Origin of the sequence: Streptomyces sp. NPDC015131 (assembly GCF_043079975.1) — a bacterium.
In the GTDB taxonomy this organism is placed as follows: domain Bacteria; phylum Actinomycetota; class Actinomycetes; order Streptomycetales; family Streptomycetaceae; genus Streptomyces.
The window spans coordinates 24883-33101 of record NZ_JBIBVB010000011.1 but is presented as its reverse complement, the minus strand read 5'-3'; the positions used below and the strand labels follow the sequence as shown (position 1 = coordinate 33101).

The window sequence follows — 8219 nt, the reverse complement described above, 5'->3', positions numbered from 1 at the left end:
TGTCCGTCGCGCTGCTCCTGCGGCACCTGGGCCACGAGGCCGAGGCCGTCCGCATCGAGGAGGCCGTCGCCGCCGACCTCGCCGAACGCGACACCACCCCGCGCACCACCGAGGAGATCGGCGACGCGCTCGCCGCCCGCGTAGCGCGCTGACCCGTCCCCCCGAACCGCGTGCCGCCCGGCCACCCCTGTCGCCGGGCGGCACGCGCCTTTTCCCGAGGAGGTCCCCGTATGTCCGATGTCCTGGTCCTGGGCGGCGCCGCCGGCCCCGCGTCCGGTCACGTCCACGACATCTGCCTGCGCTCCCTGCGCCAGCTCGTGGGCCGGGGGTGCCGGGTGGTGCTCACCGACACCCCGGAGAACCTCCGGGCCGGCGCGGAGATCGCGGCGCTCGCCCACGAGGTGGCCGCCCTCGACCCCACCGACCCCGGCGCGTGCCTCGCGTGGATCCGCGCCCGCCCCGACCGGGGCCGTTTCCGCGCGGTGTTCGGCTACCGGGAGTTCGCCCAGGTCGCGGTGGCGGAGGTCGCCGCCGAGCTGGGGCTGCCCGGGAACCCGCCCGACGCGGTCCGTACCGTACGCAACAAGGACGAGTGCCGGGAGCGGCTCGCGGCCGAGGGCTTCCGGCAGCCGGCGTGCCGCCTCGTCCGCACCGAGGCGGAGGGCCTGGACGTCCTGGCGTCGCTGGGCGGCACCGCGATCGTCAAACCGCGCGGCGCGGCGGGCAGCACGGGCGTGTCCCTGGTGACCTCGGCCGGGGACTTGCCCGCCGCCTTCGCCGCCGCGAGCGGCGAGGACGGCGCCGCCGTGGTCGAAGCCTTCGTCTCCGGGCCGGAGTTCAGCGTCGAGGGCATCTGGCTCGCCGGAGAGCCCCGGGTGCTGGCCGTCACCGAGAAGCGCACGGACACCGGCTCGTTCGTGGAGAGCGGGCACCTCATGCCGGCGCGGCTGGACCCCGGCCCGGCGGCGGCGATCACCGCCGAGGTCACCGCCGCGCTGCTCGCCCTCAAACTGTCCACCGGCCTCTTCCACGTGGAGTGCTGGCTCACCGAGGACGGGCCGGTCCTCGGCGAGGTCCACGTCCGCCAGGGCGGCGACTGGATCCACGCCATGCTGGAGTGGTGCCGCCCCGGGCTGGAGCTCTACGGCGCCTGGTACGACGACATGACCGGCCGTCCGGTGCGGCTGCCCGAGCAGGTCCGGGCCGCCGCCACCCGGTTCGTGATGCCCCCGGCGGGCGTGGTCACCTCCGTGACCGGGTGGGAGGCCGTCGACCGGGAGCCGGACGTCCTGGCCGCGGCCTGCACGCTCACCCCCGGGGAGGCGGTGCGTCCGGCGGCCCGGAGCGGTGACCGGCGGGGACTGCTGGTGGTCGGGGGCCCCGACGCCCCGGCGGCCGACCGCCGGGCCGGCGAGCTGCTCGCCCGGCTGCGGGTGGCGGTGCGTCCGGCCTGACCGCTTCGGTACCGGACCGCCGTACGGCCGCCGCCTCCCGGTGGCGGCCGTACAGCGTCCCGGCGAGCGCCAGCGCGATCAGTACGGCGATGAGGGCCAGCGCCACCGGGTCGGCCGGCTCGCCGAACACCAGCTGGGCGCCGTAGGCGACGGCCGGGGACACCGACAGGACGACCACCGCGAGCAGCGGGTCGCTGCGCTGGAGCCCGTACTGGAGCAGGAACAGCGGCAGCACGACGGCCAGCATGCCCAGCAGCGCCAGCCGGGGCGCCTCGGTGCTCCAGCCCGCGGGCGGGCCGCCGGTCAGCGCGATGAGCGCGGCGCCCGCCACGTACGTCAGATGGAAGCGGACCGCCATCACGTGCACGGTGGTGACGCCGAGGGCGCCGAGCCGGCCGGACACCATCGCCAGGCAGGCGACCGAGATCCCGGCCGTGAAGGCGAGGAGCAGCCCGGTCCCCGCGCCGCCGGCACCCGGACCCCCGGCACCCGGGCCCCAGCCGCTCAGCCGGACGGCGAGCGCCAGGCCCGCGCCGAGCAGCGCCAGGGCCGTCGTCCAGGTGACGGCGGTGGGCCGGCGGCCCAGCCCGGCGAGCCCGGCGACGGCGACCACCAGCGGCCCCAGCGCGGAGGTGATCCCGTTGGTGAGGGCGGCCGGGACGGAGGCGAGCGCGGTGTAGACGCTCAGGAAGCAGACGGCGGTGAGCACGTTCATGGCGATCAGCAGCCGGCGGACGGAGCGGCGCTCGGCGGGGCTCCGCCGGGCGGCGGCGGCCCGCGCGGCCCGCCCGGACGCCGACCAGGCGTAGAGGGCGCCGAAGACCGCGGCGGCCATGGCGAACGACACGGTGGAGAACAACAGCCCGCCCCCCACGCCGATCCGGCCGCTGAGATAACCCTTGACCCCGTCCTGCAACACCATGGACGTCGCGATCAGGAACACAGGCACGACGAGTCCGCTCCTATCGCGCGTCGAGCTGGAAGAGGGCGCCGGACTCCTCCATCGCGTGCACCACGGCGAGCGAGTGCGCGAGGAGTTCCGGGTCGTCGGAGACGAAGTACGCGAGCCCCCCGGCGCCGGTGGTGAGGTACGGGTCGCCGACCGGTGCGCCGATGGCGGGCAGCTTGGTCAGGCTGTGGAACCCGGGCAGGCGGCGCAGCGTGCGCAGCCCGTCCATGGCGGTAAGCACGCCCGGCCGCAGCGCGCGCAGGAAGACCCGGGCGAGGGTGCGGGCCGGGCCGTACGGGGTGTCCAGCCGGCGGGCGAAGTCACCGGGCCGGAGGAAGCGCTCGGCGACCAGGTGCTGCTGGGTGTGGCCGAAGGCGGCGAAGAACGGGTCGGGGGACAGACACGGCCCCATCACCCGGGAGTTGACCTCGACCAGGCGCGGTCCGGCCGGGGTGAGCATGACCTCGGAGTGGGCGGCGCCCTCCCGGATGCCGAGCGCGTCCAGGCATCCGAGGGTGTGGTCGACGAGGTCCCGTACGCGCCGGTCCGGGCGGGTGACGGAGACGACATGGCGCAGCAGCGGGGCACCGTCGGTCCACTCCACCCGCTTGGCGTAGATCTCGCCGACGAGGTGGCGCCCGCCCATGCTGACGGTGTTGACGATGTGGAGTTCGCCCTCCAGCCGCTCCTGCACCAGGACCCCGTCGTTGCGGCGGCCCAGCAGGTTGCGGGCGTGGGCGATCCGCCGGAACGCCTGGTGCGCCTGGAGCGGGGTGTGGCAGGTGTGGCATCCGTCGCTGCCCGCGCTGTTCCCGGGCTTGACGACGACGGGGTGGCGGCCGATGTCGGCCAGCGCCTTGTCCAGCTCGTCGGGGTCGCGTACGAGGTGGGAGACGGCGACCGGCAGGCCGGCGTCCGCGACGGCGCGGAGCATCAGGTGCTTGTCGTGGCGCGCCGGGGCGAGTTCGGGCCGGTGGTGCTCCAGGCCCATGCGGGCGGCGAGGGTGTCGGCGAGGACGACGCCGTACTCGCTGGCGGCGACGACCCGTTCGGTGCCCAGGCCGCGCAGTGCGCGGACGGTGCTGTCGAGGTCGGTGTGGAGCAGCACGGCCGCGGGGCCTGCGGATGCGGCGGCCAGGTCGGCGTCGTGGGCGGCGCGGTGCTCGGCGGTGTAGAGGTGCAGGCACCTGCCGCCCTCCTCGCGCAGCGCGCGGGAGAGCTCGGGTCCGGAGGAGACCGGGTTGACGAGGGCGATCACGGCGTGGGGCCTTCCTGGAGTGCGGAGACGGCGGTGGGTACGGGGGCGGGCGCGGGGTACGGGCCCGGGGCGGCGGGTTCCGTGGCTGCTGCGGACGTGGGCGTCGGGCCGGTGAACTGGGCCGCCACGTCGCGGGCGTGGAGCGCGGCGGTGCGGAGGTAGTTGACGATGGCCGTACGGGGATGGGCGGAGGGCCCGAGGACCCAGATGCGCTCCTCGGGGCCGCCGGGCGCCAGGCGCAGCCGGAGCCGCCCGGTGACCTCGGGTTCCCGGGCCTCGCCCACGCCCCGGTCCTCGCCGGGGCCGTCCAGGTGCAGCGCCGCTTCCCCGGGGCGGACCACCGCCGTGGGGCGGAGAAAGCCGGTGGCGCACACGATGTGGTCGAAATGGCCCTCGGAGCCGTCCGCCCAGCGCACGCGCCAGCCGCCCGGACCCGCGGTGACCGACGAGGGGAAGCCGTCGGCGAGGACCAGGGTCTCCTTGGCCAGGTGGTGCTGGAGCAGGCGGGCGTTGCGCAGGGGGATGGACGAGATGTACCGGGACACCGGCTCGCCGTGGCGGGCGAGGACCGCGGCCCGGTCGGCGGGGGACCAGTCGGCGGTGACCTCGTTGACCCGGTCGATGACCTCGGCGACCCGGTCCTGCCACGGCACCTGCCCGGCGGCGGCCAGGGCGGCCTCGTGGTCGAGCCGTGCGCGGGCGCCGGGCGCCCCGGGGGCGGGCTGCCGCCGTACGTGCCGGGCGAAGGCGTCCAGGCCGGTGGCGTCGCCGCCCGCGCCGCCCGCGCCGCCCGGGTCCGCCGGCGCCTCGTCCCGGGGGTGGACGGGTCGCACCAAACGGGTCCGTACGGCGGGGAGTTGACTGCTGCGGGAGGCCAGGGTCACGTTCCGCCCGTCCCGGCACAGCACCAGCGCGGCGTCCACGGCGGAGAGCTTGCTGCCGAGGACCAGCACCCGGGCCGAGGTGGGGAGCGCGGTCAGGCGCCCCACCGGGTAGGGCGAGGCGAGCAGGCGCGGATCGGCCAGGTGCGGGCGGACGAGTGCGGGGACGTTCGGCCGCTCCAGGCCCTGGCAGAGCAGGACGTCGTCCGCGCCGAGCCGTGTGCCGTCGTCCAGTACGACGCCGTACCGGCCGCCGGGCGCGGACCGCGCCTCGACGGTGACGGCCCGGGCGCGGACCTGCTCGACCCGGATGCCCCGGGCGAGGGCGCGGCGCCGGGCGTCCTGGTACCGCTCCCGGCAGTACTGGCCGACGAGGAACCGGGGGACGAAGTCACCGGGCGCGACCGGCCAGCCCCGGGACGCGAGGTGGGCCACCAGGTCCGAGGCGCCCTCCGGGTCGAGGGAGGTGACGTCGGCGGACGTGTTGCACAACAGCGCCGGGTCGGTGGTGCCGAAGGCCGTGCCCAGCCCCGCCGGCCGGGGATCCACGAGCCGGATTCCGGCTATGCCGTCGCATTCGACGAGCCGGACGAAAACGCTGATCGCGGTCGCCCCCGCGCCCACGATCACGATGTCGCGTTCCACTGCGATTCCCCCTGTCCGATTGATCCGCTTGATCGGCCCCCGGAAATCGGTCATCATTCGCAGCATGATGACCGAACCGGTGAATCTCCAAAAGACCCTTGATTCCTTCAGTGCGCTGTGGAGCCCCCGTATCGTCGCGCAATTCAACGATTACGACGTGCGGGTCGCCAAATTCCACGGCGCGTACATCTGGCACGCCCACCAGGACACGGACGAGCTGTTCATCGTGGTGTCCGGGCGCCTGGTGATCCACCTCCGCGAGGGCGGCGCGGAGCGGGCGGTCACCCTGGAACAGGGCGACACCTTTGTGGTGCCGCGCGGGACGGAACACAAGCCGGTGGCCGACTCCGAGGCCCACATCCTGATGGTCGAGCCCACCGGCACGCTGACCGTCGGGGACACCCACGAGGACGTCCCGGAATACGTGGACGCCACCACCGGCCACCACATCGGATGAACCGGTGATTCCCGCCGCCGGAGACCGCTGAATACCGCCGAATATCGCCGAAGACCGCCGAGAACCGGCGGAAAGCGGCGGGAAGCGGAAAGCGGAAGGCGGCGGGAATTCCCGGCCGAAGGCCCCAGGATTTACGGCGCAGGAGCGGCGCCGGCCGTCGAAAGACGGTCCGACACCGCCCGCACCACTTCCTCCTCGCATTCCCGCAGATAATGGTGGCCCCCCGGAAAGAGCCGGATCCGCAGGGACCCCGTCGTGGCGTCGGCCCAGGCGGCGAGATCCCCGACCGGGCAGGTGTCGTCGTCCTCCCCGCCGAACACCGTCAGCGGCGCCCGCAGCGGGGTGAGCCGCTCGGGGCGGTAGCGGTCCAGCAGCGCCAGGTCCGCGCGCAGCGGCGGCAGGATCAGCGGCAGCAGCGCCCGGTGGTCGTACACCTCGGCGTCCGGACCGCCCAGCCGGCGCATCGCGGCGACGAGCTCCTCGTCGGACAGCCGGTGCCGATGCTCACCGTCGATCCGGTGCGGCGCGGGCCGGGCCGAGACGAAGACGTGCTCCATCACGAAGCCGTCGGAGCGCTCCAGCCGGCCGGCGACCTCGTACGACAGGCCGGTGCCCATGCTGTGACCGAAGAGGACCATCGGGCGGTCCAGCAGCGGGCGCAGCGCCTCGGCCAGCCGGTCCGCCATCTCGGCCATCTCACCGATCGGTTCCTCCCGCAGCCGGTCCTGCCGCCCCGGGTACTGCACCGCGACCAGTTCCGTCCCGGCGGGCAGCCGGCCGGCCCAGCCGGCGAACGCCCCGGCGGTGCCGCCCGCGTGCGGCAGGCACACCAGCCGCTTGCGCACCGCTCCCGCCACCGGGTGCCGCCGCAGCCAGCGGTCCGCGGCGCTCACCGCCCGCCCCGCTCGGCGCGCAGCTCCCTCAGCGCCTCCGCCAGCCGGTTGACGCCCTCGGCCACGGCCCATTCGTTGGGGCTCAGGCTCAGCCGGACGCACCGCCTGCCGTGCGTCCGCAGGAACGGGGTGTCCAGCGGCGCCACGAAGAAGTGCCGCCCCGGCACGACGAACATCTTCTTGCGCTTGAGCAGTTCGTACAGTTCCAGGTCGTCGAACCAGTCGTGGTCGATGTGCAGCCAGCAGAACATGCCGCCGTCGCTGGAGTGCAGCCGCCACCGCAGGGTGTCGGGCAGCGCCTCCTCCAGCAGCGCCTCCGCCATGGCCCGCTTCGCCTTGTAGTACGGCGTAATGTGACGGGTCGTCAGCACATCGATGTCCCGGCCGGTCAGCGCACTCTCCACGGTCGCCTGCACCAGCTGGGGCGCGTGCAGGGCCGAGTTGGCGATGAAGGACACCATGGGGTCGATCAGCTCGGCCGGGCCGATCGCGAAGGCGATGCGCTCACCGGGCAGGCCCGCCTTGGAGAAGGTGAACAGGTTCAGCACATGCGGGTGCAGCACCGGGGCCACCCGGGTCTGCACCACCCCCGGGAAGGGCTCGCCGTACGCGTGGTCCACGACCAGGGGCACGTCCCGGCGCTCGGCGATGTCGGTGAGCGCCTTGAGGTCGGCGGCGTCCAGGCTGCTGCCGGTGGGGTTGGCCGGACTGGACAGCAGCATCATGCCCATGGTGTCCAGCCGGGCCAGCGCCTCGGTGTCCACCGCGTAGTGGAAGGAGTGCGGGCCCTCGTCCACGACGAGCGGCTCGACGCCCACGATGCCGCCCGGGTCCATGACGAGGCCCTGGTAGCCGGTGTAGTCGGGCAGCCGGGGCAGCACCAGCGGGCGGACGCGGCCGTCCCCGCCGGGGCCGGTGAAGAGGGTGGCCGCGATGAAGGACAGCATCTGGCTGCCGGGCCCGACGACCACGTTCTCCGGGCCGATCGACCAGCCGTACGTGAGGTTGAAGTAGCCCACCAGGGCGTCGACGAGGCCACCGGTGCCGCGCGAGGGGCCGTAGCGGGTGCTGGCCTCCACGAACCGCTCGTCCAGCGCCTCCCGGGTGAGTCGCTGCCACGCGGACACCACCTCCGGGATGTGCGAGGGATTGCCCGGACTGAGGTTCAGCCAGTCGCCGTCGTCCACGTCCTGGCCGGCCGCGGCGATGTCCTCCATGATGCTGCGGATGCCCGACAGACGGGTCATCTGCCGGCCCCGACTCGATAGCTGCACTGGGGCTCCCCCTTGGGATGAGTGGTGGGACCACGGCCGACTGCCGGGACCGGGCGAGGGCCCGGTCCCGGCATGCCGTGGGTGCTCCGGCGAGGAGCGTCGGAGCCGGGCCGTCGTCGCCCGGCGCGCACGGTCAGGCGGCCGAGAGGGCCGCTTCGATGTGCTCGGAGATCTCCTTGACCGTGGACTTGCGGAAGAGCTGGTCCATCGGGACCTCGATGCCCAGCTCACTGACGATGGCGACCTGGATGTTCGCCATGATCAGTGAGTGGCCGCCCAGGTTGAAGAAGTCGTCGGTGTCGGAGAACTCCTCCAGCTTGAGCTCACGGCTCCAGATGGCGTGGATCTTCTCGGCGATCATGTGTCGTTCCTTTCGCGGAAGGGGGTCGGGGCCGGGTGCCGCGGTGG

At 74.3% G+C, this 8219-nt stretch carries 7 protein-coding genes and 1 pseudogene; 3 read left to right on the top strand and 5 right to left on the bottom strand.

The features are described from left to right. Nucleotides 1-152 (top strand): annotated as a pseudogene (locus ACF08D_RS31210) (3-isopropylmalate dehydrogenase); the annotation flags it as partial. A gap of 78 nt (nt 153-230) precedes the next feature. Further along, nucleotides 231-1454 carry an ATP-grasp domain-containing protein gene (locus ACF08D_RS31205; protein ID WP_392227572.1) on the top strand — a complete coding sequence of 408 codons (1224 nt, stop codon included), beginning with the start codon at nt 231-233 and terminating at the stop codon, nt 1452-1454. Nucleotides 1455-2416: 962 nt separating this feature from the next. On the opposite strand, the gene ACF08D_RS31200 is transcribed toward ACF08D_RS31205, so the two are convergent. Beyond that, nucleotides 2417-3661, bottom strand: a complete 1245-nt coding sequence (locus ACF08D_RS31200) for an ATP-grasp domain-containing protein (RefSeq protein ID WP_392227570.1) — start codon at nt 3659-3661, stop codon at nt 2417-2419. Further along, the gene (locus ACF08D_RS31195; RefSeq protein ID WP_392227568.1) at nt 3658-5187 is read right to left on the bottom strand and encodes an FAD/NAD(P)-binding protein; all 1530 of its coding nucleotides are present in this window, start codon (nt 5185-5187) and stop codon (nt 3658-3660) included. The genes ACF08D_RS31200 and ACF08D_RS31195 overlap by 4 nt, the downstream gene beginning before the upstream one ends. Before the next feature lie 157 nt (nt 5188-5344). On the opposite strand from ACF08D_RS31195, the gene ACF08D_RS31190 reads away from it, so the two are divergent. Continuing rightward, the gene (locus ACF08D_RS31190) at nt 5345-5644 is read left to right on the top strand and encodes a cupin domain-containing protein (protein WP_392227566.1); all 300 of its coding nucleotides are present in this window, start codon (nt 5345-5347) and stop codon (nt 5642-5644) included. A gap of 131 nt (nt 5645-5775) precedes the next feature. Here ACF08D_RS31190 and ACF08D_RS31185 read toward each other — a convergent pair whose 3' ends face one another. The 3 genes from ACF08D_RS31185 to ACF08D_RS31175 all read right to left on the bottom strand — a co-directional run bounded on the left by ACF08D_RS31185 (nt 5776) and on the right by ACF08D_RS31175 (nt 8172). After that, nucleotides 5776-6537, bottom strand: coding sequence for a thioesterase II family protein (locus ACF08D_RS31185; protein WP_392227565.1), 762 nt, complete (start codon nt 6535-6537; stop codon nt 5776-5778). Next, entirely contained in the window at nt 6534-7784 is a 1251-nt protein-coding gene (locus ACF08D_RS31180) for an aminotransferase class I/II-fold pyridoxal phosphate-dependent enzyme (RefSeq protein WP_392227563.1), read from the bottom strand. The genes ACF08D_RS31185 and ACF08D_RS31180 overlap by 4 nt, the downstream gene beginning before the upstream one ends. 160 nt (nt 7785-7944) lie before the next feature. After that, nucleotides 7945-8172, bottom strand: a complete 228-nt coding sequence (locus ACF08D_RS31175; protein WP_392227561.1) for a phosphopantetheine-binding protein — start codon at nt 8170-8172, stop codon at nt 7945-7947. Between the last annotated feature and the right edge of the window lie 47 nt (nt 8173-8219).